Below are 23,912 nucleotides of genomic sequence, written 5' to 3'. Positions count from 1 at the left end.
TTATCGCCCGGTCATGTTCAGTGAGCCCTTGACGAGAGAAACCTGAAACAATGGCCCCATGGTGTGCCGAATCAACGAGCTCCTGATCGACTCTCATTGGCCTATCGTCATCATCGGCGCGGGCCAAGCCGGACTGTCCGCAGCACATTACCTGTGGCGCGACGGCCTCGCCCCGGGCAAAGATTTCATCATCCTCGACGCCGGAGACGGCCCCGGTGGTGCCTGGCGAGAACGGTGGGACTCATTGACCCTGGGCACCACCAACCACATCTCTGACCTGCCTGGGTTTCCTCTCGGACGGCCCGACCCGAACGTCCCCGCCTCGGAGGTCGTGTCCGACTACTACTCCCGGTTCGAACGCGAACTCGAACTCTGCGTCATCCGCCCGGCTGAAGTGGACACCGTCCGGTCCGAAGAACCCGGACAGGGACGGTTCACCATCACTGCCACCATTGACCGTGGAGACGTGACGCTCTCCAGCGACTACCTCATCAACGCAACCGGCACCTGGACCCAGCCTTACGTCCCCTTCGTCCCCGGCATCGCTGAGTTCGAGGGCCACCAGCTGCATACCGTGAACTTCCGTGACGTCGAGGACTTCCGGGGACTGCGCACGCTCGTCGTAGGCGGCGGAATCTCCGCCACGCAGTTTCTCCTCGAACTCGCCGAAGTGACCGACACTCTTTGGGCCACACGCCGTCCCCCGAACTTCACGTCCAGGGAGTTCGACGGCCAGTGGGGACTTGAGGTCGAACGAGCCGTTCGCGAACGAACTCTGTCCGGTCTGGCCCCAGCCAGCGTCGTCCGCACGACCGGACTGCCGATCCGTCGGGAGTTCCGGGAAGGAATCGACTCGGGAGTCCTGGTGTCTCGAGGCATGTTCGACCGCATCCTTCCCCACGGCGTCCACTTCCCCGGAATCGGCGACACCGAGCTGCCGCCCACTTCTGAAGGCTTGGGTCCTTCGGCCAGCGACCACCTGGCAGTGCCCGAATCATGGGCGCCGTTCGACGAACCCCGTGACGAAGAGGTCGACGTGATCTTCTGGAATACCGGATTCCGAGCGGCAGTCAAACACCTTGCACCGCTGCGTCTTCGCACACCTGATGGCGGAATCTCCATGGAAACCGAGGTCGCGGTCAAGGACGATCCACGGCTGTTCCTCGTCGGCTACGGATCGGCCAGTTCTACGGTCGGCGCGACCAGGGCCGGAAGGATAGCGGCCCGAGAACTGCTCAAACGCATGTCTGGCAGTCGGCAGCCTCAGCGCAGGTCTGGGGCTTTGAGCACCTGATTGTCGAGGCGAACCGTCGGCAGCATCTGTCGGAACTGGTCTTGAGCCTCTGTGCCATCGGCTTGCGCAAGCATGTCGACGCTGACCTTGAAGAGCCGACCGTCGACAGATATTCCGGCAACTGCACCGAACATCACGGAGTCCTCTTTGTCGACAGCTCGCATGTCATCGGCTGCCAAGGTGCCGTGGAAGACCCAGTACTCTCCACCGCTGAGTGATCCGGTGGACTCACTGGTCATGGACGATCCCGAGGTGCTGAACATCCTTTCCCGCGCCTTGTCCACCAATTCTTGAGGAGACGATTCGTCGTCATCAATGCAGTTGACAGTGATGATCGCGCCAGAATCAGCTTCGTAAAGCCGATAGCCGTCGTAGCCGGAGCCATTGGCCCAGTCGGCGCCCAAAGCCAAACTGACTTCGATGGGACATTGTCCGCCCAGGTCGACAGTGGTCTCGCTCATCCCCTCGGGAATCGACGGGCCGGTTGCCGTCGGCGAAGGTGACTGCCCGTCGCCGATTCCCACATTCGCCGGCTTGGATCCTGCATCTTCGGAGCTGCTGACCCGGATTGCCGAACATCCGCCGAGAGTCAGACCCAGGGCCAGCGTCACCGCTACGAGTGGTCTGTTCATCATCGTCTGCCTTCACTCGATCGGTGGGTCCTCCACATCGTACCCAATCATCTGGTCGTCCCCGGTCTCTGGCGCAAGCGTCAACTGCCGCCTAGCCTGGACTCATGACTGAGATCCCGATTTTCGATGACTCCGATATCAACCGCGTGCTCTGCGTGGTCGCCCACCCCGACGATATGGAATACGGGGGGTCGGCAGCCGTGTCGAAATGGACCGATGAGGGAAAAGAAGTCGCCTATCTTCTGCTCACCCGAGGGGAAGCAGGAATCCGGGACATGAGCCCGGAGGAAGTGGCACCACTGCGCGCAGAGGAACAGCGTCGGGCATGCAATATCGTCGGCGTCGACGATCTGGAGATCCTCGACTTCCCGGATGGTCTGCTGGAACCCACGCACGAGTTGCGTCGGGCAATCGCGCGGAAGATCCGCGAGTTCCGCCCGAATGCAGTTGTCGTGACGACCTTCGACCTCCGAGTGCAGTGGGGACTCAATCATGTCGACCATCGGCATGCCGGCATTGCCACCGTCGATGCTATTCGCGATGCGGACAATCCTTGGGTCTTCACCGATCTCAAGGATGAGGGACTTGAAGCGTGGAAGGCTGATCGGCTGCTCATCAATGGTGCCCAGCCCACTCACGCCGTGGCGCTCACTGCTGCGCACGTCGACCGTGGTGTGCGATCGCTTGAGGCGCACAAGGTCTATTTGGACGCCCTCGGCGATCATCCTGCGCCGAAGGACATGATCCCCGGCATCGCCACGAGCGGTGGAGAACTCGCCGGCGTCGACTACGCCTTGCCGATCACAGTCGTCGGTATGTGAGCACTTCGCCAATTGCGCCTTGTCAGCAGCCGGTGCTCCGAACCACTTCGACCGGCGCGCTGCGGATAGAGAACAACCGGGTGGGACGCGTGTGCTTCCCACCCGGTTCGTACTTCACGAGTCGAACCTTCGACTCGCGGGAGAAGATCAGGCTCCCAGAGCTGCGATCGCCGAGTCGTAGTCGGGTTCGGTGGTGATCTCGTCAACGAGCTGCGTGTACGTCACGGTGCCCTTCTCGTCGAGGACGACGACGGATCGGGCGAGCAGACCGGCGAGCGGACCGTCGACCATAGTCACTCCGAAGTCCTTGCCGAACGAGCTGCGGAATCCGGACGCCGTCACGACGTTCTCGATGCCTTCGGCGCCGCAGAAGCGAGCCTGGGCGAACGGAAGGTCGTTGGACACGCAGAGAACAGTGGTGTTCTCCAGGCCGGAGGCGAGTTCGTTGAACTTGCGCACCGAGGCGGCACACACTCCCGTATCGAGGCTGGGGAAGATATTGAGCACGACTCGTTTACCCGCGTAGTCCTGTGAGTTCACATCACCGAGGTCGGTGCCGACGAGGCTGAATGCCGGGGCCTGTTCGCCCTTGGCGGGCAGTTCGCCGACGGTCTTGACCGGAGATCCCTGAAATGCTGTGTTGGCCATGCTTGACTCTCTCCTTCTTCAGAGCTGACTGCTGTCACCCTCACTCTACGTGAGACGGTGCCGAGGCGAACCCGACGAACATGGACCGGACGCTCGACCGCCCTTCGACCAACTGAGTGCCGGTTTACCGATGCTCACGGGACAGAGGAATCGGCGCCGCCGGCCTCATCCTTCGCAGACGCAGATTTCGCCTCGACGATGATGAGGATGACGACGACGGCCGCGCCGAGGACCGCAAGCAGGATCGGACCGAGTACCGGATCGACGGGGGCCAGCAGGCCGCCCGCTCCGTGTTCTTCGCCGTCGGCGCCCACCTCTGCAGATGACTGCCACGGCCAGAGCGCGCGGAGGGAACCGAACATCAGTCCTGCCATGACGATAAGGGTCCACCACCGGTGGTTGTGCAGGAAGTATTTGAGAATGTTGACGAAGACCGCCAGGCCGAGGATCGCGCCGAGCATGAAGATTCCGAGGTACCCGAAATCGCGGGAATCGACGGCCCGCAGAGTGGTCGAGTACATACCCACTGCCAGCAGGAAGAACGATCCGGACACTCCGGGCACGACGAGAGCGCAGATGGCGATCGAGGCGACGAAGAAGACGGCGATGAGCGGTGGATTCTCCACGTCTGCCCCACCCGCCAGACTCGTCATCCAGAACGCGAGTGCGGCGGCGGCGATGAAGGCAAGCACGCCGAGGAGCACGGGCTGCCGTGAGGAGCGGGCCGGCAACATTCTCAACGGCACTGCGATGCTGGCGGCGACAAGACCGAAGAACAGACCCCGGGAGAGTTCGGGGTTGCTGGTGACGAAGCCTTCCATGACACCGGCGATGGTGAACACTGCCGCGGCCATGCCCAACAGAACAGGGATGACGAGGAACCAGTCGGTGCGCCGCAGTTCCACCAGTGCCCCCTCGGCACGGTTCGGTCCTGTCACGAGGGTCTTCGCGGCCGAAACGACGTGAGATGCGGAGTCGATGAGCTGGTCGTAGACGCCGGTGACCAAGGCGATGGTTCCGCCGGAGACCCCGGGAACGAGTTCCGCGCTGCCGATGAGAAAGCCGCGGATCAGGTCGAGCGGGAGGAGCCCTTTGGATCTCTTCGGCGCAGTGTAGGTATCGGTCGGCGGGGGGTTCGTCATACCTTCCAGCCTATTTGATCCACCCCGTGCAGATGAGTCGCGGCTCAGTCGCCGATCTCACCATCGACGTCTTCGCGCAGGATGTCCGCATGACCTGCGTGACGAGCGTACTCTTCGATGAGATGGATGAGTATCCACCGGACGTTGAACTTCTCTCCGTCACGGTCTCCTCGTTCGGTGAGCGTGTCGAGGTCGGCCACCTCGGCGAGGATTTCACGGGACTTCTCACAGGCCTGCTCGTGGTCAGCCAGGAGCTCGTCCGCGGTCATCCCTGACGCCGACTCGAAGTCCCAATCACGGTCGCTGTTCCAGTCGACGCTCGACCATGGCTCCCCCAGCTCTCTGCCCTGCAGCACTTCGACGAACCAGCTCTCCTCGACGAGCGTGAGATGGCGGAGGATGCCGCCGATCGTCAGAGACGATGAGGCCACGGTGTGGTCAAGCTGCTCGGGCGTCAGCCCATCGACCTTGCGTCTGACCACCTGTCGGAAGTACTCGACGAATTCTTCGAGCCCACGACGTTCGTTCGGGGCATTGCTCGGATCGGTCAATGGCAGGGTCATGCTGAGCCTCTCTGATCATGCAGACGGCCTGATGTTCGAACCAGGTGTACGAGGCTCAGTCTAGTTTTCGCCGACCGATGTCGAAGAGATTTCCTTCGGGATCTCTCAAGGTCGTCCATTCGATCCCGTATTCGTCGAAAGACGCGAGCTTATGTGCGCCCAAGGAGACCGCGCGGTCGACGTCCGCCGGATAGTGCGGATCGTCGAGGTCGATGTGTAGCGGGTTCTTCCCCTCTGCCCGTTCGTCGACCTTGAGGAAGAGCATTCCCGGGGTCGGTGACTCGCTGTTGTGGACTCCCCCGATGCTCGCAACGAACTCGTTGGCGCCGGGATCGATGTCGGCACCGAGGAGGTCTGCCCAGAAGATCGATTGTGCTTCCACATCGAGGCAGTCGAAGGTGATGCTCAAAGATGCCAGCGACGCCATGAGCGTGGTCCTTTCGCAGTCGGATAGGTATTGACCCGACTCTAGGGCACCCCACAGACATGACCAATCGAAGGCGTCATCGTCGGTTATCCGCCGTCATCGTCGCGTCACCCGCGGGGTTGGCGCGCCAACTGCCGCGACTGAGCGACGAGGCGACCGGCCGAGTCCCACAGTTCGCAGTCCTCTTCGAACATTCCGCCGGCGATGTTCCGAGTGGACAGTCGCGCGCTGATCCAGCCGGGGGCGGGCAGGGCGCGGACGTGTGCGGTCAGTTCCATCGTCGGCGCCCAGTTGAAGCGACCGAGGTCGAACATCACCGGCGGAAACGAGTCGAGGAAAGTCAGCAATGACAGCGGGTCCGGTTCGGTCCCGTCGATGAACCGAATCCAACCTTGCAGCACCCCGCGACCGCTGGGTTTGCCGACCGCGAATCCTGCGGTGGCCGGATCGAGGCGCATATCGAAGCGTTCGATGAGCGGCGCCGCCTTCTTGAAGTCCTCGCTGGCTTCGGCGACACCAACACATTCTTCCGGTGGGGGAAGTTGGGGCGGGGTGGCTGTCGTGCCGACGTCGTCGGGAAGCTCGCCGAGGTTGCCCATCGTGGCCATCGCCGAGATCGTCGGTGCCCCGTTCTGGGAGAGTTCGATGCCGTAGCTCGCCGTGGATCGACCTTCGCGGAGCGTGCGCGTGGTGATGTCGACCGGGCCTTCTTTGCTTGGTCCGAGATAGAAGGTGGAGATGACGAGGGGGTCCGGGGTGCTCGGGTGGAGGGCGCGAAGAGCCCGGCCGGCGACGCCAAGGAGATAGCCACCGTTGATCGCTCCGGCGACTTTCCAGCCGGCGTCGAGCTCGGCGGTGAAGCTGTGGTCGCCTTGACGGGTGACTGCGGTGGCTTGTGAGAACTCACTGACGGTCGATTGACTCATATCACATACAGTACCAACAACTGAACGAACGTCCAGCCAGATTCAATCCCGACCGGACTGTCGTTCGTTGCCGTGGCGATAGTTATCTGTCGCCCGTGCCAACAGCTGCTGGGTCGGTGTCATCATCTTGGCCGAGTTTGGGGATGAGCGCGGCAGCCTTCTTTCCGCCCAGCTCCATGACGGTGCGGCCGCCTCGGCGAATGAGGTGGACTCCGGATTTGGTGACCTGGTAGTCGAATGGATCGTCTTCAAGGCTCACTGTTTTGACTCCTTCGTCAATTGATTCGGGACTAATTAACTTCGACGGTGATTCAAGTACAGCAAAGGTGCCCCTGACCAGCCGGTCAGGGGCACCTTCGCTCATTCAGTCAACGAGTGACCGTCAGAGTGTGTTTCAGTTGTTCTTCTTGCGACGCATAGTCAGAACAACAGCGGCTCCACCGACGAGGAGCAGTCCGGCTCCGGCGGCCAGGCCGGTCAGCTCGGCACCGGTGCGAGGCAGATCGGATCCTCCGCCGTCACCGTTTCCATCATCGTTGCCGCCGCCGGTGCCGTCTTCATCGGCAACGACCTGGAACGAACCGGTCAGAGCGGACTCGTCTTCGGTGTCGTTGGCGCCGGTGACCTCGAGGTCGTACTTACCGAGGTACGCCTCGGGGTTCGAAGCGCTGGTGCCGTAGATCGAGAATCCGACGACTCCGTCAGCCTTGGCAGTCTCTGTCATCTGGTAGTCCTTGACTCCTTCAGGACCGTTGACGACCTTGAGAGTCACTTCCTCGCCTTCTTCGAAGCCTTCGGCAGTGATCTGCACGCCCTTGTCCTGCTGGACGAAGTCCGAAGCAGCGATCTCCTTAGGCTCGACAGTCAGCTTGCGCTCGGCAGGGGCCTCGGTCTTCCTCTCCGTCACTGTCACGGTGAACTCTGCTGGAGCAGAGGACTGTCCGCTCGCGTGAGTGACGGCAGTGTAGTTGTAGACACCAGCTTCAGCCGGAGCCTCGAAGGAGAAGTTGCCCTTAGCGTCGGTCTTCACAGTTGTGCTTCCCTTGGCCGGGACAGCCTGGGAATCCACCTGCGATGAACCGGCGTTGGCGTCAGCGGAGTTCCAAGTCAGCTGAACTTCAGCGTTCGGCTCGGCCGTTCCGGTGATCGTTCCGCCTTCTTCGACAGTAGTCTTATTGAAGTCGGGCTGTACGGGCTTCTCGTTGCCGTCAGCATCGGAATCTGCCTCGTCATCCTTGCCGCCTGCGGCAGCTGAAGCGTCTGCCTCTGCTCCGTCTGCGTCGGCCGAAGCTTCAGCGTCGTCGCCTTCTGCAGCGGACGAAGCGTCGGCTTCCTTGGCGTCTGCGTCAGCGTTGTCGGAAGCGTTGGCATCGTCGCCCTCGGCCGCGGCGGAAGCATCTGCGTCCTCACCGTCGGCACCGGCCGATCCGTCCTTCTCAGCCTCTGCGCCCTCGGCTGCCGAACCGCCATCGGCTTCAGCACCGGCGTCCGCTTCAGCATTAGCGTCTGCGTCCTTGTCGTCCTCGCCCGGAGGCTCTTCATTCGGATCTTCGAAGGTGATGTCGACATCAGCTGCATCCAGTGCATAGTCGAGGTCAGCGACCCATCCCAGAGCAAAAGGATCACCGACGGGGTTGCCCTCTTCGTCAACAAACGTGGTCTTCGGTGAACCGCCGGAGATCACACCAACAGCCGTATCACCCTGGAATACTCCTCCGCCGGAGTCTCCTGGTTCGGAGAATGGGTTATCAACGGGCGATTTCACTGCAAATCCGTGTACCCACCGACCACTGATTACCATGAAGTCGAAGTTGGCCTGCTCTTTCGGAATGACCTCGCCATTTGTGAGGCCAGTCGTGCGACCTGACTTCTCAATTGCACCGTCAGTATGCGACCCAACTGAAGCGATCGGCTTCACCTTAGTTGACAGATCGTCGCTTGAAGCACTGGTCCAGTCAGTGGCTCCAGCTTTGACTCCGTACTTCGTAGTATCGAGGTCGATAACCGAGAGGTCGATATCTCCGTCGTTACCCGTGGTTTCACCGGGTTGAGCAAGAGTACCGAACTTCTTGTATTTCCACTCACCCAGCGATCCAATGCCCTTGTCCTGGAAGCCCTCTCCGCCATTGCCAGCGCCGGGTGCAGTCGAAGGCTTTTCGGCATCGCGCACGGTTGTCCAGCCAAGATGCTTGCCCGTATCGGGATGTTCGGGATCATCTGGATCAGAGAAAATCTCTTCCGCGCAGTGGCCAGCGCTCAGGACGATTGGCTTCTTTGTAGCTTTGTCCCAACCAGCAAACCCGGTCGAGCAAGCTCCAGCTGGTTGCTCAGATCCGGAATCGTCATCCACCAAGTAGCCCATGCCACCCACAGCGTCATTGCCTGCGTATGCCTGACCTTCAGGTACGCCAGCTGTTACCTTGACACTGTCGGCACCATACTTGTTCTTCAGTTCTTCAATCTGCTTCGAGTCAACTTCGTCAGCTGACTCAACTCCAAGGCTGAGAGTCTTGGTGACCTCGTCAAATCCAAACGCGTTCACAACGGCGATCTTCTTTGCCGCCTGGCTCGCCGCCTGCGCACTCATCTCCGACTTAACCTGGTCAGCGCTTGCGGGCGCAGCGGCAAACGCTCCGCCCAAGCCTAGAGCCGCAGCCGCTGCCATGGCTAGCGAACTCTGCACGAGTTTCTTCTGCATAAGTTGTTGTCTCTCTGTTCTGAGGGATCAATGTCACAAGTTGATGACCTAAGTCACGATAAGGTTACGGGCGACACTCAGGAACTACCAAAAAAGTAGGTCGAAAACTGTGAACTTAATGACCGAAACTTCAGCAGATGTACAAAGCACCTTGCGCTTAGCCGACAGCGCCGGCCGTCGTTGAATAGACGATGCCCCCGGTCAGAAGACCGGGGGCATCGTCAGTGAGAGTTCAGCAGACCGTCAGACGGTCAGCATCACTGCACACAGTTGTTGTTCTTGCGACGCATCGTCAGAACGACCGCAGTTCCGCCCACGAGGAGCAGGCCAGCGCCGGCAGCCAGGCCGGTCATCTCGGCACCGGTGCGAGGCAGATCCGATCCGCCGTCACCGTTTCCGTCATCGTTGCTTCCATCGCCCGAACCACCGTCGGCGTTTCCGCCATCGGCGTCTCCACCGTCAGCGTTCCCGTCCTCATTTCCTTCGGAGCCGCCGCCAGTACCGTCTTCGTCAGCAAGGACGTCGAACTGACCGGTCAGGGCCTCTTCTTCAGCGGTGTCGTTGGCACCGGTGACTTCGAGGTCATAGTCTCCAAGGTACGCTTCTGGGTTCTCGGCGCTGGTTCCGTAGATCGAGAATGCGGCAGCACCGTTCTCGTTGGCGGTCTCTTCCAGCTCGATGCCTTCGACGCCTTCGGGTCCGCTGGCAACCTCGAGGTTGACCTTTTCGCCCTCGTCGAAGCCCTTGACGGTGATGGTCACGCCTTCGTCTTCCTGCACAAAGTCAGAAGCGGCGATCTCCTTGGGATCGATGCTGATCTCACGCTCTGCAGGAGCGGGGGTTTCGGACTCGTCCTTCTCAACGGTCACGTCGAATTCGGTCTTCTTGGACTCCTGTCCATCGACGGTCGCAGTCGCAGTGGATTTGTACTTGCCTTCGGCCTTGGGGCCCTCGGCGGAGAAGTTGCCCTTGTCATCGGCCGTGACGGTCTCGGAGCCGTTCTTGGCTGCCTGAGCACCTTCAACGGCTTCCCACTTGACCTCGACCATGGCGCCAGCCTCGGCCTTGCCCTTGATCTTGCCCTCGGGCTCGATGGTCTGGTCTTCGGCCTTCGGAGCGGCAGGAGCCTCAGGGGTCTCCTCGCCCGGCTTCTCGAGGTTGAAGTCCGTGCCGGACTCCTCTAGCGAGTGATCCAGATCGGCAACCCAGGTGAACGAGGTGTTCGCATCGAGGTCGCCGCCGCCGGAGATGACACCCACAGCGGTGTTGCCCTGGTAGACGCCGCCGCCGGAGTCGCCCGGCTGCGAGAACGGCTTGTCAGCCGGTGCAGTCACACCGAATCCGTGGACCCAACGACCGCCGACGTTCTGGTAGTCGAAGTCGTACTCCGAACGGGGCAGAACCTTGCCCTCGGTCTTACCAGTGGTACGACCGGACTTGCTGATAGCGCCGTCCTTGTGCGCACCGACCTCGGTGATCTCAGTGGTCGACTTGGCCAGATCGTCCGAATCGGCGGTCGACCAGTCGGTGATGCCGTTCTTGACGTTGTACTTCGACTCGTCGACGTCGATGACTGCGAAGTCGATGTCGGACTCGCTGGGCTCGGGCCACTTGTCCTGGTCGGAACCTTCGAGCAGGTCGCCGCCGAAGTTCGCGAAGCCCCACTTGCCGATGACGCCGCTGCCGGAGGCCTGGAAGCCTTCGCCGCCGTTTGCCTGGGAGACCGAGGGCTTCTCGGTCTGGTCGACAGTGGTGTCACCGTCGAACTCGTTGGTCTGCTCGTTGATGATCTTCGAGCAGTGTCCGGCGGTGAGGACGACGGGCTTGCCGTCTCCGTCCCAACCGGAGAAGCCGGTCGAGCAGGCTCCGCCGCTCTCGCCGGCCTTGACCAGGTAGCCGGCACCGCCGGCGAGGTCGTTCTTCGCGTAGGGCTTCAGTTCCTGGACGCCCTCGGTGACCTTGATGTTCTGGTACTTCTTTTCGAGCTTCTTGATCTCGTCGGTCTTCTTGGCAACGCCGATGCTGAGCTCGCCGCCGTCGGTGCCGTAGGCGTTGACGCCTTCGATGCCGGACAGTGCCTTCTGGACGTGAGCTTCACTCTGGAGGTCCAGCTTCTGCGGGGCGTTGTCAGCCATCGCCGGCGAGGCGACGAGCGCGCCGCTCAGGCTCAGCGCCGCAGCGGCGCTGATCGCCAGTGAACTCTGCACGAGTTTCTTCTGCATAAGGTTGATTCCCTTGATCGTTGTCGATGCTTCGATTGCCCGACTCCGTCAACAGCCTTCGCCGCGACTCGGCGGTTCATGCTTCCGGTGTCAGATTTCCAACCGTGTGAAAGGTTACGGTTTGATCACGACGCAATGCAAAAACCGTCAATGTCGCAGGTGAACACAACTTACAGAAGTCGGACTACACAAGCTGTCCTGTGCTCTTCCAGGTCGCTTCAAACCGGTGCCGTTATGATCAGGGGCATGCCGAACCACACAATGCTTCGCACCCTGGTCCCTGCGAAACCTGCCTCAAGGCTCGCACTCGGACTCGCTGCCCTTGCTTTCACGCTGCCGCTGGCCGCCTGCGACACCGGCAACGACCCCCGAAACCCCGGCTCGCCGTCCCCCACCGAATCCAGTGAAACGGCCTCCCCCAGTGACGACGCCTCCAGGCTCGATCCCACCGGTAAGTGGACCTCACCGGAGAAGGGCGACCCGTTCCTCGAATTCGCTGAAGACGGCTCGCTCGAAGGCTCTGACGGCTGCAACGCGATCGTCACAACCTGGAAGCTCAAAGGTGACGAGATCACCATCGATTCCTTCATGTCGACTCAGAAAGCCTGCGCAGGCGTCGACACCTGGCTGAGCAAAGCCTCAACGGCGACCATCGAAGGCGATGTCATGAAGGTCAAAGACAGCAACGGGAAAGTCATCGGCGGACTGGAGAAGGAAGACAAATGACACAGGAACTCATCGACCGCTGGACGGCCGAGACGAACGAGCGGGCCTTCCTCGAGTTCTCCGAGGACGGCTCACTGCGCGGCAGCGACGGTGCTAACAACCTTGTGACCTCATGGTCGGCTGAACCCGAAGGTTTGATGATCAAGTCTTCGATGATGACGCTCAAGGCCGCGCCCGGAATGGTCACCTGGGTTCCCAAAGCCAGGAGGGTCGAACCCGACGGAGACCGTCTGCACCTCTTCGACGCGGCCGAGAACCACCTCGGCGACCTTCATCGTCAGCCGCCCGGCCCAACTCACAAGCTCGGCGGTCGTTAGATGGCCGGGGGTCTGATCGCGCTTCTCGACGACGTCGCCGCGCTCGTCAAGCTTTCGGCAGCCAGCCTCGACGACGTCGCCGCTGGTGCATCGCGAGCCGGTGCGAAAGCGACTGGGGTCGTCATCGACGATGCTGCGGTGACGCCGAAGTTCGTCGAAGGAGTGGACCCGAGACGCGAGCTTCCGATCATCCAGCGCATCGCCTTGGGATCGCTGTTCAATAAGCTCGTCATCATTCTCCCGATCATTCTGCTTCTCAGCCAGTTTCTGCCTTGGCTCCTCACCCCGCTGCTCATGCTCGGCGGCACCTACCTCTGCTATGAGGGCGCGGAGAAGGTCTTCGAGAAGTTCGGGTGGATCGCCCACCACGAGAAAGAGACCCCGGCCGCCGAACAGTCGACCGATGGCAAGGCGGCAGAGAAGAAGGTCGTGCGATCGGCCATCACCACCGATTTCGTCCTCAGCTGCGAGATCATGGTCATCGCCCTCAACGAGGTGGCCGGCGAGTCCCTGACCAGCCGTGCAATCATCCTCGCCGTCGTCGGCGTCGCGATCACTGTCGGCGTCTACGGTGTCGTCGCGCTCATCGTGAAGATGGATGACATCGGTCTGCACATGGCGAAGAAGGACTCGCCCGGGCAGCAGAAGTTCGGACGGTTCCTCGTCGAGGCCATGCCGAAGCTGCTCGCTCTGCTCTCTGTGGTGGGCACCTTCGCCATGCTGTGGGTTGGAGGTCACATCATTCTCGTCGGCACCGATGAGCTCGGCTTCCACGCCCTCTACGGCTTCGTCCACCACCTCGAAGAGCCCGTCGCCGCGATCACGGTCATAGGCGGCTCCCTGGGATGGCTCGTCAACACGTTCTTCTCCCTCATCCTCGGTGCGATCTGGGGAGGCATCGTCGTCGGCGTGATCTTCGGCGTCAAAGCGCTCTTCAAAGGCAAGAGCACTTCCGATAGGACGCACACGCCCGCCGAGGCGGGGCCGCATTCGGATCAGACACGAACATAGTCCTCCGGTCGACCCCGGTCAGCGCTGAGCGAAGGTCTTCTTCGGTGCTCCCGCCACGATCATCGGAGCATCCGTGACCGGATCGTCGATGACTGTGCAGTCAATGCCGAAGACCTCGTTGACGAGTTCTGAGGTGATGATGGTCTCCGGAGCCCCTTGCGCGACGATCGCACCGTTCTTCATGGCGATGATCTCGTCGGCGTACCGGCAGGCTTGGTTGAGGTCGTGGAGGACAGCGACCAGTGTGTGTCCGTATTCGTGGTTGAGCTGGGAGAACAGGTCGAGCAGTTCGATCTGGTAAGCAACGTCGAGGAAGGTCGTCGGTTCGTCGAGCAGCAGGAGGGAAGTTTCCTGGGCGAGCACCATGGCCACCCAGACGCGCTGGCGCTGACCGCCGGAGAGCTCATCGACGAGCCGTGAGGAAAGCTCTTCGGTGTTCGTCGCCCGCAGCGCCGACAGCACGGCTGCTTCATCAGCGTCGGTCCATTGGCGCAGGAACGACTGATGCGGGTGCCGCCCGCGGGAGACGAGCTCGGCGACTGTGATCCCGTCCGGGGCGATGGACGACTGCGGGAGAAGACCCAACCGCTGGGCGATCTTCTTCGTCTTCATCTTCTCGATGTTGTTCCCATCGAGAAGCACAGTTCCCTTCGTCGGCGGCAGCAGTCGCGCGAGGGCCCGCAGCAGGGTTGATTTGCCGCACGCGTTGGGGCCGACGATGATCGAGAACTTTCCGTCGGGAATGCTCACGTCGAGATCGCTGACAATCTGGCGCTGGTCATAGGCCAGATCGAGGTTCTCGGCGATCAGCGGGGAGGCTGCGCCTGCAGAGTGGGGAATGCTCATGATGCCTTCCGAGCTTCTTGGATGAGTAGCCAGATGAGGTAGATGCCGCCGATGCTCACGGTGATCACGCCGACGGGCAGTTGGATGTCGCCGAACGCATGCTGGGCGATGAGGTCGGCGGCGACGAGGAGCAGTGCTCCGACAGCCGCGGAGGTCAGCAGGCTGGTGCCCTGCGCCCGCGCGATCCGCCGCCCGATCTGCGGTGCGGCCAAGGCGACGAAGGCGATCGGACCGGCCGCGGCCGTGACCACAGCGACGAGGGCGACGGCGATGACGATGAGAACGGCACGGATGGGCTCATTGCGTACGCCCAGCGCCTTCGCCGTATCGTCGCCGAGTTCCAGTGTGCCGAGATCACGGGAGAAGAGTCCGCAGGCCAGGGCGAGGACTATGGTGGCCACAGCCGCCGGTGCGATCGTCGACCAGCCCATTCCATTCAGGGTTCCGGCACCCCAGGTGGCAGCGGCCATGGCGAGCTCGAGATCGGCGCGCATGATCAGCCAGGTATTGAAGGCGTTGAGCATCGCCGTGAGTGCGATACCCACGATGATGAGCCGGAAGCCCTGCACCCCGCCTTTCCACGTGAGCAGGTAGACGACCACGGCGGTGAGGAGTCCGCCGATGATCGCACCGGCTGCAGTGGAGACGAAACTCGTACCGAAGACGATGATCGTGACGATGCCGCCGGTGTAGGCACCGGTCGAGAAGCCGATGATGTCCGGGGAGCCGAGAGGATTTCGTGTCAGCGATTGGAACACGGCTCCGGAGACTCCGAGTCCGGCGCCGAGGACGATGCCGGCGATGATGCGCGGTGCCCGCCACTCCCCGACGACGGTATTGACGATGCGCTTCTCCGCGGCGCCGAACAGTCCCTGGAACACTTCGGTCGGAGTCAGCGAGAACTTGCCGAGCATGAGACCGGCGAAGCCGCAGGCCAATGCCAGAAGAGTGATGATACCGGCGCTGATGACGACCCGCAGGTCGATGCGGAACCCGAAGACGCGCAGCATGGGCCGGCCGAAGTCGACTTTCTCCCCCGGCAGTGCATGCGGGTGCGCGGTGAGGCTGCGGTCGGTGACCGCGAGGTTGGTGGTCTTCACAGGCCGCTCGCCTTCTTTCGACGGACAAGGGCGATGAGCACCGGAGCACCGACGAACGCGGTGACGACTCCGACTTGGAGTTCGCCGGGTTTCATCACGACTCTGCCGATGACATCCGAGGCCAGGAGCAGAATGGGTGACAGCACGAGCGAGTAGCCGAGGATCCAGCGCTGGTCGGGACCGACGATCCATCGGGCGATGTGCGGAATCATCAGGCCGATGAATCCGATCGGTCCGGCAGCGGCCGTAGCGGCTCCGGCAAGAAGGGTCACTGCGAGGATGGAGAGCACTCGGGTGCGGTTGACCGAGGTGCCGAGGCTGGCGGCCAGATCGTCGCCGAGGGCCACGGCGTTGAGTGAGTGGGACAGTGCCAGTGCGAGCACGGTGCCGATGACCATGAACGGCAGGATCGCGGTGATCGTATCGAAATCGCGGCCGGCGATCGCGCCGACGTCCCAGGATCGGAAAGCGTCGAAGGCGCGTTCGTTGGTCAGCAGGATCGCTTTGGTCAGTCCGGTGAGCACGGCAGCGACGGCGACTCCGGCCAGAGTCAGGCGGATCGGATCGACCGTGCGGCTGCGGCCTGCGGATCCGATGACATAGACGCCGACAGTGGCGACGAGGGCGCCGGCGAACGCGAACCAGATGTAACCGGTGATCGAGGAGATCCCGAAGAATGCGACGCCGATAGTGATCGCCAGGGACGCACCCGCGTTGACGCCGAGGATGCCCGGATCGGCCAGGGGGTTGCGCGTCAGTGCTTGGATGAGACCGCCGGCCAGGCCCAATCCCATTCCGACGAGGATGCCGAGCACGGTCCGCGGCAGGCGCAGTTCGAGGACGACGAGCTGATCGTCGCTTCCGGTAGGCGCGAAGAAGGCGGCGAGCACTTCCGAGATCGGCATGTCCCTGGCGCCGATCGCCAAGGAGGCTGCGATCACGACGATGAGCGCAATGATCGCTGCGACCAGTCCCAGCACTCTTCTGATACGCAGGCTCCCACCGGTCGGATGACTGGTGTCGGTATGCGGTTTCGCCTCGGCAGAGGTGGCGGAACCGGTCATCGAGGTGGTCCTTTGAGTGAGGTAGTGGTCAGGTGACTAAGGGCAGGCTAACCACACTGTAACTCACTGGACCACCTCAGCCAAGCGAGAGACGTCTCACTCGGCTGTGATCTTACCGATCCTCTCGGACACCTGCCGCTGGATCCGCGAGAGCATTCCACTCATTCCGCGCAGCCTCAGCGGGCTGACGATCTCCGACATCGACAGCCGCAGGGGCAGGTCGGCTGGAACCGAGAGGATCGCCTCGGCGGTGGCTCCGTCGAGCCCTTCGTGCAGGATCCCGGCGAAGCCTCGCGTCGTCGGCGCCTCCGGAGGTGCGGAGAAGTGCAGGCGCACTTCCGCCCGCTCCCCCGCCTGGGGGTCGGCCACCTCGGTGACGAGGAAGATCGGCGACTGGCATTCGGGCACGGGCTCGAGCAGCTCCGGGTGGTCCGTGTACTTCTCCGGAAGGTCGGGAAGGTCAGTCGCGAACTCCAACAGCACCTGGAGGCGGTCATCGGCCGGGGTTTCGGCGAAATCCGTGACGATCTCTGCCAGCGCCTCCGGCAGATCGTCGGTCTTGGGCGTCGTCGTCTCGGTCATCAGCGTCCTGGCACCTCTCCGGGCTCCGCTCCGGTGACGATCGGCACGCCGACGACATTGCCCCATTCAGTCCAGGAGCCGTCGTAGTTGCGCACGTTCTCGTATCCGAGGAGGTGCTTGAGGACGAACCAGGTGTGGCTGGAGCGTTCGCCGATCCGGCAGTAGGCGATGACCTCGTCGCTGGTGCCCAGCCCTGCCTGCTCGGTGTAGAGCTCCTTGAGTTCGGCGGCGGACTTGAAGGTGCCGTCTTCGTTGGCCGCCTTGCCCCAGGGCATAGACTTCGCGCCGGGGATATGTCCGCCGCGCAGCGCGCCTTCCTCCGGATAGGCAGGCATGTGGGTACGTTCGCCGGTGTATTCTTCCGGGCTGCGCACATCGATGAGCGGAAGGTCGCCGAGGCTGTCGCGGACCTCGGGCAGGAAGGCGCGGATGACCGAGTCGTCGCGTTCGACGACGGGGTATTCGGTGGGTTCGGGGCGCGGCTTGCCCGTGGTCATCTCGCGGCCCTCGGCCTGCCATTTCGAGCGACCGCCGTCCATGAGGCGAACGTCTTCGTGGCCGAAGAGAGTGAAGACCCACAGCGCGTAGGCGGCCCACCAGTTGGACTTGTCGCCGTAGACGACGATGGTGTCATCGCGCGAGATGCCCTTGGCGGACATGAGTGCGGCGAATCCTTCGCCGTCGACGTAGTCACGGGTGACCGGGTCGTTGAGTTCCGTGTGCCAATCGACCTTGACCGCTCCGGGAATATGCCCCGTCTCGTAGAGCAGCACGTCTTCGTCGCTTTCGACGATGACGAGTCCGGGATCGCCTGCACGCTCAGCCACCCAATCGGTGCTGACCAGTCGGGTTCCGTCCGCGTATTCAGCGAACTTCTCTGCGGGATCGGCCGGGATCGAAGTGCTCACGCATTCCTCCTGAGGGTTTGAGTCCAACTGTGCTCGCTGTGGCAACGTCGAGCGCGTTCAGCATATTCCTTTTCAGGGGCGGCTGAGGAATGCCGTCAGTGCTGAGACGAACTCCCGCGGCTTCTCCGAATGCACCCAATGCCCCGAACCCTTGACGGTGAGAAGGGTGGTGCGGGGAAACAGACTGCGCATCTTCGGAAGGTCGTCACGATCGACGTAGTCCGATTTCTCACCGGCGACCCAGAGGACCGGATGGTCGAAGACGGCACCGCCCATGTCCGGGAAGTCCCCGATGACGTCAAGGCTAGAATGCAGCAGTGCGAGGTTGGGCTGCCAGGAATACCCCGCCGAGGTGGGGCGCAGGTTCTGCAGCAGGAATCCCCTGATCGCGGCCTCGGGGATCGGGTCCCGAAGCGCCTCATCCGCGTCGGTGCGCGATTCGATCCGGTCGAGATCGAGGGCGGCGAGACTGGAGAGCAGATGGTCGAAGACTCCGGTGGACCCACCGGCATTGGGGCCGATGTCGACGACGACGAGGCGGTCGATGAGTTCCGGGTGGCGCAGGGCGAGCACCATGGCGACCTTCCCACCGAGGGAATGTCCGACCAGGTGCACAGGCTGATCTTCGGGGTCGACCGCCTCGGCGATATGGGCCGCCACGGCATCGGCGAGCTCGACATAGTCGAAGCTCTCGGTCCATTCGGACTCGCCGTGGTTGGGCAGGTCGATGAGAAGGCTGGAGAATTCGGGCTCGATGTCCTTGGCGATGCGGGTGAAGTTCTTGCCTCGGCCGAACAGGCCGTGGAGGAAGACGACCAGGCGCCCGGACTCGCCGATTCGAGTGCTGTTGATGGTGGTCACGATCTCAGCCTAGCCCGTGACGTACTGCATAACAGCAGCCCTATTGAGTTTCTCCCGCGACGGTCACTGCTGGCCCGGGTAGGGTGAGGTCATGCACTTCTCCGAATATGACACCCGACTTGCCGGATACGCGGTCATCGTCAATGACGACGACGAAATCCTCCTCAGCTGGTTCAACGGCGGAAAGGACCGGCTGCACGCGATCTGGACGCTGCCCGGCGGCGGAATCGAGTTCGACGAGAGCATCGAAGCCGGCACGGTCCGGGAGATCAAAGAGGAGACCGGGTTCGACGCTGAGATCGTCCGCCCTCTGACCACTCATTCCTTCACCGAACCACGTCGCAATCCGATCTTCAGCGATTCGACGGATCGCCCCTTCAAGGGCGTACGGGTCGTCTACGAGGCACGAATCACAGGCGGCACCCTTGGCACGCTCGAAGTCGATGGGACGACGGATCGGGCGGAATGGCTGCCGATCAGTTCCCTGCCAGAGGTGCGGCACGCCCGCATCATCGACATCGGACTGAATGCGTGGCGCGCCGCTGTGTGAGTTCTGCGCAGAGGCGCAGCTGCACTCGACCGCCGTTTACTTCACTTTGTCTGCGATGAGATCCGGGAGCTCTTCTGCGGTGTATTTCGCCGAGAGGATCGAATTGAGCGAGAATGCCTTTCGGATGTCGTCATTGTCCTTGGTCAGAACGAGGTCGTGCCCGTCTTTGACGGCAGGAACGCGCTTATAGGCAGGATCATCGGTGACATCGGAATCCTCGATGTAGATCGGGAACGTCAGCAGCAGGTCTGCATCGAGCTGATCGAGGTTCTCCTCGGAGATCGGCACGGAGAAGCCGTCCGCCTTCATTCCGGCGATCGTCTCAGACTGCTTGAAGCCGAGCTGCTTCATGACCTGCACGCGACCTGATTCCTCGACGTAGGCACCCCAGCCCTCTGAGGTCTTCGCTGCCACGGTCACGGACTTGTCCTTGAACTCCGGATGGGCTTCGCGCGCATCGGCGTAGGTCTCATCGAGGTCGTCGAGCAGCTTCTTCCCGTCGTCTTCCTTGCCGAGCGCCTGGGAGACGAGGTCGACCTGCTGGTCCATCGTCGTCAGGTAGTTGTCGCCGCCTTCTGGCACTCCGACCGTGGGAGCGATCTCGGAGAGACGGTCGTAGCGCTCCTTCTCTCCGGAGCTGTTCGTGTCGAGGATGACATCGGGCTCGAGTGCGGCAATGGCCTCGTAGTCGGGTTCCATCGTCGCGATGATCTCCGGGGCTTCGTCGTAGAGGTGTTCGGCCCAGGGGCCGACTCCCTTGCCGCCGAAATCGACCCAGTCCGAGGCGCCGACGGGCTGGACTCCGAGCGCCAGAGCGGTCTCGGCATCGCCCCATCCCAGCGCCACGACCTTCTGCGGGTCGGCGGGCACCTCGACGGCGCCGAACTTCGTGTCGACTGTGGGCCCCGAGGCCTCGTCGGCTGAATCTGCTCCTCCGCCGCAGCCGGCGAGGACGAGAACTGAGGCAATCACTGGGGCGAGAATACGGCGCATGGAATCCTTCTTGAGTAGTTAGGCGAGCCTATCTTAACCCATTTTTCCGGCGGTTCGAATCCGACCGCACGGCCGCCTCGGCGAGGGATCAACCGAGGGATCAGGGAGCCTTGATCTCGAGTCCCTCGACGTCCATGTCGTCGAGGGCGACCATGCGTGAGCGTCGACCCGTGACGATGCGGTGGATGACCCACAGCAGCAGGAACGCCGGAAGCCCGGCATACGCGCTGGCGACCTGAAGCAGCTGCCCATTGACGATGGCCTGCACGTTCTGGCCGATGATGACGACGATGAGCATGATGAGTGCGATGATCGGGCCGATCGGGAAAAGCGGCGCCCGATACGGCAGGTCCGCAACAGAATGCCCCTGCCGCACATAGGCGCGGCGAAACCGGAAGTGGCACCAAGCGATGCCGACCCAGACGATGAAGCCGGAGAGCCCGGAGACGTTCATCAGCCAGGTGTAGGCGCCGCCGTCGCCCATGATCTCGGTGAGGAATCCGAACAGTCCGATCACGGCGGTGGCCAGCAGCGCCATGACGGGGACTCCGCGTTCATTGAGTCGGGCGAACAGCCTCGGCGCGGTTCCCTCTTTGGCCATGGCGTAGAGCATGCGGGTGGAGGCGTAGAGGCCGGAGTTGCCGGCGGAGAGGATTGCGGTGAGGATGACGGCATTCATCATCCCGGCGGCCACGGCGATTCCGGCGCGCTCGAAGACGAGGGTGAACGGTGAGGCCGTGATGTCCTCATTGTTTGCCGAGGCCAGCAGCGAGGGATCGGTATAGGGCAGCAGGAAGCCGATGACGGCGATGGCGCCGATGTAGAAGAGCATGATGCGCCAGAACACGGTGCGGATGGCGCGCGGCATGTCCGTGCGCGGGTTCTCCGACTCCCCCGCGGTGACGCCGACGAGCTCGGTGCCCTGGAACGAGAACCCGGCGATCATGAACACACTGATGACAGACATCCATCCACCGACGAACGGAGCTTCTCCCGTCGTCCAATTGCTCACCCCGGGTGCGGTTCCGCCGAGGATGCCGGCGATCATGAGCACACCGAGGACGAGGAACGCCAGCACGGCCGTGACCTTGATGGCGGCGAACCAGAATTCGCCTTCGCCGAAGGCCTTCGCCGACAGGAAGTTCAGCCCGGCCAGCAGGATGAGGAAGACCGCCGCCCAGATCCACGACGGCACGTCGGGGAACCAGAAGGACATGATGACGCCGGCGGCGACGAGTTCGGCGGCCAAGGTGATCGCCCAGTTGAACCAGTAGTTCCAGCCCATGGCGAAGCCGAACGAGGGACTCACGTATTTGGTTCCGTAGGTGTGGAACGATCCGGCGACGGGCAGGTGGGTCGACATCTCGCCGAGGGACTGCATGACGAAGAGGACCATGATGCCGATCGCGGCGTAGGCCAGCAGGGCACCTCCGGGGCCGGCTTGAGAGATCGTGCCGCCGGAGCCGAGGAAGAGCCCGGTGCCGATGGCGCCGCCGATGGCGATCATCTGCAGGTGACGGGACTTCAGTCCCCGTCGGAGTCGGCGTTCTTCGTTCGCCGAGGCGGCTGGCATTCCCATGGTCATCCTCGTTCGTGGTTCGGCAGGTCCGCGCACGAGGACCCTGGCCATTCCTACCACAACGGGGGCGCCCGCGGCCGACGAAGAGGCAGGGTGGGAGGAGGGTCACATCCTCTTCGGCGGAGATTCGAGCAGCTCGCGACTGTTGCGGCGGCTGGTGCTCGGGCGTCACGAGCCCGCGGGTGTGGGAATTCATTCCGTCGGCGATGACGGGGCAATCTAGCGATCGATGCCGACGCTGGCCTCGAGGTAGGCTTCCCGGCACTCGAATTCTTCGATGATGGGATCGACCAAGGGCGTGAGGGCGAGCATTTATCCGGCTCGGTTGTCACCGATCATCCGACCGGAATCGGCCGATCGGTCGATGAGGATCGGGTGCATCCCGCGCCCCCGGAGCAGCTGCGCCAGGGTTATTCCGGCGATTCCGGCTCCGACGATGAGGATGCGCGGCTCGTCCGAGTCCACGCGCTTCAGCTGTTCGTTGACCGTTGCCGCGCTGATCCTGCGTGGACTCCATCGTCGGGCCGAGGCTCAGACAGCGTCGGTCCGCAGCTCCCGGTCGGCGGCCGGTGCCTGAGGGAGCCCGCGGACGAGCTCGGGACCCAAATCGGTGATGCTGCGGGCACCCATGAGTCCCATGGCGGTGAGGATCTCCTGTTCGATGAGCTCGATTGCCCTCTCGACTCCGCGTTGGCCTCCGGCCATGAGCCCGTACAGGTACGCCCGCCCGATGAGCACGAAGTCGGCTCCGGCGCAGAGTGCGGTGACGACGTCGGTGCCGGACATGATCCCGGAATCGAAGATCAGCTCCATCTCCGGTCCGACCTCCGCACGGACTTCGGCCAGCGAGGTCAGCGAGTCCGGAGCCCGATCGAGCTGTCGGCCACCGTGATTGGAGACGACGAGTCCATCGGCTCCGACGGATTGAGCACGCCGAGCATCCTCGGCAGTGAGGATCCCCTTGACGAACAGCCGTCCATTCCACTGTTCACGGATCCACCGCAGGTCATCGAGGTCGAGTGTCGGATCGAACATCGTCTTCGTCATCTCCGCCAGGGACTGGGAGGTGTTCGACAGCGATGCGTATTTCGGCGGTTCGGTGGTGAGGAAGTTGAACCACCAGCCGGGACGATAGGAGGCATCGAGAATTGTACCCAGCGTCAGCCGGGGCGGGATCGTCAGACCGTTGCGGTGATCGCGCAGACGCTGACCGGTGATCGGAGTATCGACGGTGACCAGCAAGGTTTCGTAACCGCTGGCGGCGGCCCGTTGGATCAGGTCGAGGCTGCGCTGCCGGTCCTTCCACAGGTAGAGCTGGAACCACCGGGTGGAATCCGGTGCCGCCTGTGCGACGTCTTCGACCGAGGTCGTGCCCATCGTCGACAGTGAGAACGGGATTCCGGCCTTCGCCGCGGCACGCACTCCGGCGGCCTCGCCTTCGGAGTGCATCATGCGGGTGTAGCCGGTCGGGGCGATGCCGAAGGGCAGCCGGGTCCGGGCACCGGCGATCGTCGTCGACGTGTCCGGCGCGTCGACTCCGTGGAGGATGCGCGGACGGAGCTCAACGTTGCCGAGCGCTTCACGGTTCTTCGTCAAGGTCCGTTCGTCCAAAGCGGCACCGTCGACATAGTCGAACGGCGCGGTCGGTGTCACGCGCTTGGCGATGCGGCGAAGGTCCCAGATGTCGGCGGCCGACTCCAACCTGGCTGCGACCCGGTCGAGTCGGGGCAGGTCGAACTGCAGCAAGGGGGCGAGTTCTCTCAGATCGGGCAGTCGGCGCTTCATTTCTCTCCTCGTTCTCGGCTGAGGCAGGCGAGCACTGCCGCGACACCACGGCTCGTGGTCTCCCCTGCCTGGAGGCCGAGTTTATCGAAGATAGAGCTGATCGCCTTTTCGACGGAGCTGACCGAGACGAAGAGCCGTTCCCCGATTCCCTGGTTCGACAGTCTTTCGGCCATCGCCTCGAGCACTTCACTCTCTCGCGAAGTCAGGGTCGGCAGTG

27 protein-coding genes are annotated in these 23,912 nt (G+C 62.7%); 7 read left to right on the top strand and 20 right to left on the bottom strand.

Annotated elements, in window-relative coordinates; all coding sequences use genetic code 11:
* Positions 1-58: 58 nt before the first annotated feature.
* Positions 59-1,294, top strand: coding sequence for an NAD(P)-binding domain-containing protein (locus HK353_RS05745; RefSeq protein ID WP_173153716.1), 1,236 nt, complete (start codon positions 59-61; stop codon positions 1,292-1,294).
* Here the strand turns inward: HK353_RS05745 and HK353_RS05740 are convergent.
* On the bottom strand, positions 1,264-1,926 hold the full coding sequence (locus HK353_RS05740; protein WP_173153713.1) for a hypothetical protein: 663 nt from the start codon (positions 1,924-1,926) through the stop codon (positions 1,264-1,266). The two genes, HK353_RS05745 and HK353_RS05740, sit on opposite strands and share 31 nt — an antisense overlap.
* 104 nt (positions 1,927-2,030) lie before the next feature.
* Between HK353_RS05740 and HK353_RS05735 the strand changes: the two genes are divergently transcribed.
* Positions 2,031-2,747, top strand: a complete 717-nt coding sequence (locus HK353_RS05735; RefSeq protein WP_173153710.1) for a PIG-L deacetylase family protein — start codon at positions 2,031-2,033, stop codon at positions 2,745-2,747.
* A 147-nt stretch (positions 2,748-2,894) separates the two neighbouring features.
* Here HK353_RS05735 and tpx read toward each other — a convergent pair whose 3' ends face one another.
* The 7 genes from tpx to HK353_RS17420 all read right to left on the bottom strand — a co-directional run bounded on the left by tpx (position 2,895) and on the right by HK353_RS17420 (position 8,218).
* Positions 2,895-3,395: a thiol peroxidase gene (tpx, locus tag HK353_RS05730; RefSeq protein WP_173153706.1), complete on the bottom strand. Its 501-nt coding sequence runs from the start codon at positions 3,393-3,395 to the stop codon at positions 2,895-2,897.
* Between the two features lie 134 nt (positions 3,396-3,529).
* Positions 3,530-4,537, bottom strand: coding sequence for a DUF368 domain-containing protein (locus tag HK353_RS05725; protein ID WP_173153704.1), 1,008 nt, complete (start codon positions 4,535-4,537; stop codon positions 3,530-3,532).
* A 44-nt stretch (positions 4,538-4,581) separates the two neighbouring features.
* Complete coding sequence (locus tag HK353_RS05720) at positions 4,582-5,100, bottom strand: DinB family protein (protein ID WP_173153701.1); 519 nt, start codon at positions 5,098-5,100, stop codon at positions 4,582-4,584.
* 55 nt (positions 5,101-5,155) lie between these two features.
* Complete coding sequence (locus tag HK353_RS05715) at positions 5,156-5,527, bottom strand: VOC family protein (protein WP_173153698.1); 372 nt, start codon at positions 5,525-5,527, stop codon at positions 5,156-5,158.
* A 107-nt stretch (positions 5,528-5,634) separates the two neighbouring features.
* Positions 5,635-6,453, bottom strand: a complete 819-nt coding sequence (locus HK353_RS05710) for a thioesterase family protein (RefSeq protein WP_173153680.1) — start codon at positions 6,451-6,453, stop codon at positions 5,635-5,637.
* Between the two features lie 82 nt (positions 6,454-6,535).
* The gene (locus HK353_RS05705; RefSeq protein ID WP_245395817.1) at positions 6,536-6,712 is read right to left on the bottom strand and encodes a hypothetical protein; all 177 of its coding nucleotides are present in this window, start codon (positions 6,710-6,712) and stop codon (positions 6,536-6,538) included.
* Between the two features lie 135 nt (positions 6,713-6,847).
* Entirely contained in the window at positions 6,848-8,218 is a 1,371-nt protein-coding gene (locus HK353_RS17420; protein ID WP_342589827.1) for an LPXTG cell wall anchor domain-containing protein, read from the bottom strand.
* A gap of 282 nt (positions 8,219-8,500) precedes the next feature.
* On the opposite strand from HK353_RS17420, the gene HK353_RS05695 reads away from it, so the two are divergent.
* Positions 8,501-8,941 (top strand): hypothetical protein, encoded by a 441-nt coding sequence (locus HK353_RS05695; RefSeq protein ID WP_173153674.1) that lies wholly within the window; start codon positions 8,501-8,503, stop codon positions 8,939-8,941.
* A gap of 467 nt (positions 8,942-9,408) precedes the next feature.
* Here the strand turns inward: HK353_RS05695 and HK353_RS05690 are convergent, their stop codons facing one another.
* A complete protein-coding gene (locus tag HK353_RS05690; protein ID WP_173153671.1) occupies positions 9,409-11,373 on the bottom strand; it encodes a S1 family peptidase in 1,965 nt (654 codons plus the stop codon).
* Positions 11,374-11,619: 246 nt separating this feature from the next.
* Between HK353_RS05690 and HK353_RS05685 the strand changes: the two genes are divergently transcribed.
* Genes HK353_RS05685 through HK353_RS05675 form a run of 3 tightly spaced genes read left to right on the top strand, consistent with a single transcriptional unit; the run spans position 11,620 to position 13,427 of the window.
* On the top strand, positions 11,620-12,099 hold the full coding sequence (locus HK353_RS05685; RefSeq protein ID WP_245395816.1) for an META domain-containing protein: 480 nt from the start codon (positions 11,620-11,622) through the stop codon (positions 12,097-12,099).
* Positions 12,096-12,416, top strand: a complete 321-nt coding sequence (locus HK353_RS05680; RefSeq protein ID WP_173153668.1) for an META domain-containing protein — start codon at positions 12,096-12,098, stop codon at positions 12,414-12,416. Before HK353_RS05685 ends, HK353_RS05680 begins: the two co-directional genes overlap by 4 nt.
* The gene (locus HK353_RS05675; protein ID WP_173153665.1) at positions 12,417-13,427 is read left to right on the top strand and encodes a DUF808 domain-containing protein; all 1,011 of its coding nucleotides are present in this window, start codon (positions 12,417-12,419) and stop codon (positions 13,425-13,427) included.
* Between the two features lie 18 nt (positions 13,428-13,445).
* On the opposite strand, the gene HK353_RS05670 is transcribed toward HK353_RS05675, so the two are convergent.
* The 6 genes from HK353_RS05670 to HK353_RS05645 all read right to left on the bottom strand — a co-directional run bounded on the left by HK353_RS05670 (position 13,446) and on the right by HK353_RS05645 (position 18,788).
* Positions 13,446-14,273 (bottom strand): ABC transporter ATP-binding protein, encoded by an 828-nt coding sequence (locus tag HK353_RS05670; RefSeq protein WP_173153662.1) that lies wholly within the window; start codon positions 14,271-14,273, stop codon positions 13,446-13,448.
* Positions 14,270-15,283: a FecCD family ABC transporter permease gene (locus HK353_RS05665; RefSeq protein ID WP_173154396.1), complete on the bottom strand. Its 1,014-nt coding sequence runs from the start codon at positions 15,281-15,283 to the stop codon at positions 14,270-14,272. Before HK353_RS05665 ends, HK353_RS05670 begins: the two co-directional genes overlap by 4 nt.
* 86 nt (positions 15,284-15,369) lie before the next feature.
* Positions 15,370-16,437 (bottom strand): iron chelate uptake ABC transporter family permease subunit, encoded by a 1,068-nt coding sequence (locus HK353_RS05660; protein ID WP_173153659.1) that lies wholly within the window; start codon positions 16,435-16,437, stop codon positions 15,370-15,372.
* 96 nt (positions 16,438-16,533) lie between these two features.
* Positions 16,534-17,019, bottom strand: a complete 486-nt coding sequence (locus tag HK353_RS05655; RefSeq protein ID WP_173153656.1) for a SufE family protein — start codon at positions 17,017-17,019, stop codon at positions 16,534-16,536.
* A complete protein-coding gene (locus HK353_RS05650; protein WP_173153653.1) occupies positions 17,019-17,927 on the bottom strand; it encodes a rhodanese-like domain-containing protein in 909 nt (302 codons plus the stop codon). The genes HK353_RS05655 and HK353_RS05650 overlap by 1 nt, the downstream gene beginning before the upstream one ends.
* A gap of 72 nt (positions 17,928-17,999) precedes the next feature.
* The gene (locus HK353_RS05645) at positions 18,000-18,788 is read right to left on the bottom strand and encodes an alpha/beta fold hydrolase (RefSeq protein ID WP_173153650.1); all 789 of its coding nucleotides are present in this window, start codon (positions 18,786-18,788) and stop codon (positions 18,000-18,002) included.
* Positions 18,789-18,879: 91 nt separating this feature from the next.
* On the opposite strand from HK353_RS05645, the gene HK353_RS05640 reads away from it, so the two are divergent.
* The gene (locus HK353_RS05640) at positions 18,880-19,338 is read left to right on the top strand and encodes an NUDIX hydrolase (RefSeq protein ID WP_173153647.1); all 459 of its coding nucleotides are present in this window, start codon (positions 18,880-18,882) and stop codon (positions 19,336-19,338) included.
* Positions 19,339-19,374: 36 nt separating this feature from the next.
* On the opposite strand, the gene HK353_RS05635 is transcribed toward HK353_RS05640, so the two are convergent.
* The 5 genes from HK353_RS05635 to HK353_RS05615 form a co-directional block, all read right to left on the bottom strand.
* Positions 19,375-20,310, bottom strand: coding sequence for an ABC transporter substrate-binding protein (locus HK353_RS05635; RefSeq protein WP_342589825.1), 936 nt, complete (start codon positions 20,308-20,310; stop codon positions 19,375-19,377).
* 121 nt (positions 20,311-20,431) lie between these two features.
* Complete coding sequence (locus HK353_RS05630) at positions 20,432-21,910, bottom strand: amino acid permease (protein ID WP_281063450.1); 1,479 nt, start codon at positions 21,908-21,910, stop codon at positions 20,432-20,434.
* Positions 21,911-22,222: 312 nt separating this feature from the next.
* Complete coding sequence (locus HK353_RS17280) at positions 22,223-22,375, bottom strand: NAD(P)-binding protein (RefSeq protein ID WP_173153642.1); 153 nt, start codon at positions 22,373-22,375, stop codon at positions 22,223-22,225.
* Between the two features lie 66 nt (positions 22,376-22,441).
* Positions 22,442-23,695 carry an alpha-hydroxy acid oxidase gene (locus tag HK353_RS05620; protein ID WP_173153639.1) on the bottom strand — a complete coding sequence of 418 codons (1,254 nt, stop codon included), beginning with the start codon at positions 23,693-23,695 and terminating at the stop codon, positions 22,442-22,444.
* Positions 23,692-23,901: a response regulator transcription factor gene (locus tag HK353_RS05615; RefSeq protein ID WP_281063452.1), complete on the bottom strand. Its 210-nt coding sequence runs from the start codon at positions 23,899-23,901 to the stop codon at positions 23,692-23,694. The genes HK353_RS05620 and HK353_RS05615 overlap by 4 nt, the downstream gene beginning before the upstream one ends.
* Positions 23,902-23,912: the final 11 nt, after the last annotated feature.

This window comes from Brevibacterium permense (genome assembly GCF_013280495.1).
Classification (GTDB): domain Bacteria; phylum Actinomycetota; class Actinomycetes; order Actinomycetales; family Brevibacteriaceae; genus Brevibacterium; species Brevibacterium permense.
This window is presented reverse-complemented; position numbering and strand designations above follow the sequence as displayed.

Excerpts from the sequence above, each read along its gene's own strand:
- HK353_RS05745 (WP_173153716.1), top strand. The coding sequence starts at position 59 with ATGGTGTGCCGAATCAACGAGCTCCTGATCGACTCTCATTGGCCTATC.
- HK353_RS05740 (WP_173153713.1), bottom strand. The coding sequence starts at position 1,926 with ATGAACAGACCACTCGTAGCGGTGACGCTGGCCCTGGGTCTGACTCTC.
- HK353_RS05735 (WP_173153710.1), top strand. The coding sequence starts at position 2,031 with ATGACTGAGATCCCGATTTTCGATGACTCCGATATCAACCGCGTGCTC.
- tpx (WP_173153706.1), bottom strand. The coding sequence starts at position 3,395 with ATGGCCAACACAGCATTTCAGGGATCTCCGGTCAAGACCGTCGGCGAA.
- HK353_RS05725 (WP_173153704.1), bottom strand. The coding sequence starts at position 4,537 with ATGACGAACCCCCCGCCGACCGATACCTACACTGCGCCGAAGAGATCC.
- HK353_RS05720 (WP_173153701.1), bottom strand. The coding sequence starts at position 5,100 with ATGACCCTGCCATTGACCGATCCGAGCAATGCCCCGAACGAACGTCGT.
- HK353_RS05715 (WP_173153698.1), bottom strand. The coding sequence starts at position 5,527 with ATGGCGTCGCTGGCATCTTTGAGCATCACCTTCGACTGCCTCGATGTG.
- HK353_RS05710 (WP_173153680.1), bottom strand. The coding sequence starts at position 6,453 with ATGAGTCAATCGACCGTCAGTGAGTTCTCACAAGCCACCGCAGTCACC.
- HK353_RS05690 (WP_173153671.1), bottom strand. The coding sequence starts at position 11,373 with ATGCAGAAGAAACTCGTGCAGAGTTCACTGGCGATCAGCGCCGCTGCG.
- HK353_RS05685 (WP_245395816.1), top strand. The coding sequence starts at position 11,620 with ATGCCGAACCACACAATGCTTCGCACCCTGGTCCCTGCGAAACCTGCC.
- HK353_RS05680 (WP_173153668.1), top strand. The coding sequence starts at position 12,096 with ATGACACAGGAACTCATCGACCGCTGGACGGCCGAGACGAACGAGCGG.
- HK353_RS05675 (WP_173153665.1), top strand. The coding sequence starts at position 12,417 with ATGGCCGGGGGTCTGATCGCGCTTCTCGACGACGTCGCCGCGCTCGTC.
- HK353_RS05670 (WP_173153662.1), bottom strand. The coding sequence starts at position 14,273 with ATGAGCATTCCCCACTCTGCAGGCGCAGCCTCCCCGCTGATCGCCGAG.
- HK353_RS05665 (WP_173154396.1), bottom strand. The coding sequence starts at position 15,283 with ATGCTGCGCGTCTTCGGGTTCCGCATCGACCTGCGGGTCGTCATCAGC.
- HK353_RS05660 (WP_173153659.1), bottom strand. The coding sequence starts at position 16,437 with ATGACCGGTTCCGCCACCTCTGCCGAGGCGAAACCGCATACCGACACC.
- HK353_RS05655 (WP_173153656.1), bottom strand. The coding sequence starts at position 17,019 with ATGACCGAGACGACGACGCCCAAGACCGACGATCTGCCGGAGGCGCTG.
- HK353_RS05640 (WP_173153647.1), top strand. The coding sequence starts at position 18,880 with ATGCACTTCTCCGAATATGACACCCGACTTGCCGGATACGCGGTCATC.
- HK353_RS05630 (WP_281063450.1), bottom strand. The coding sequence starts at position 21,910 with ATGGGAATGCCAGCCGCCTCGGCGAACGAAGAACGCCGACTCCGACGG.
- HK353_RS05620 (WP_173153639.1), bottom strand. The coding sequence starts at position 23,695 with ATGAAGCGCCGACTGCCCGATCTGAGAGAACTCGCCCCCTTGCTGCAG.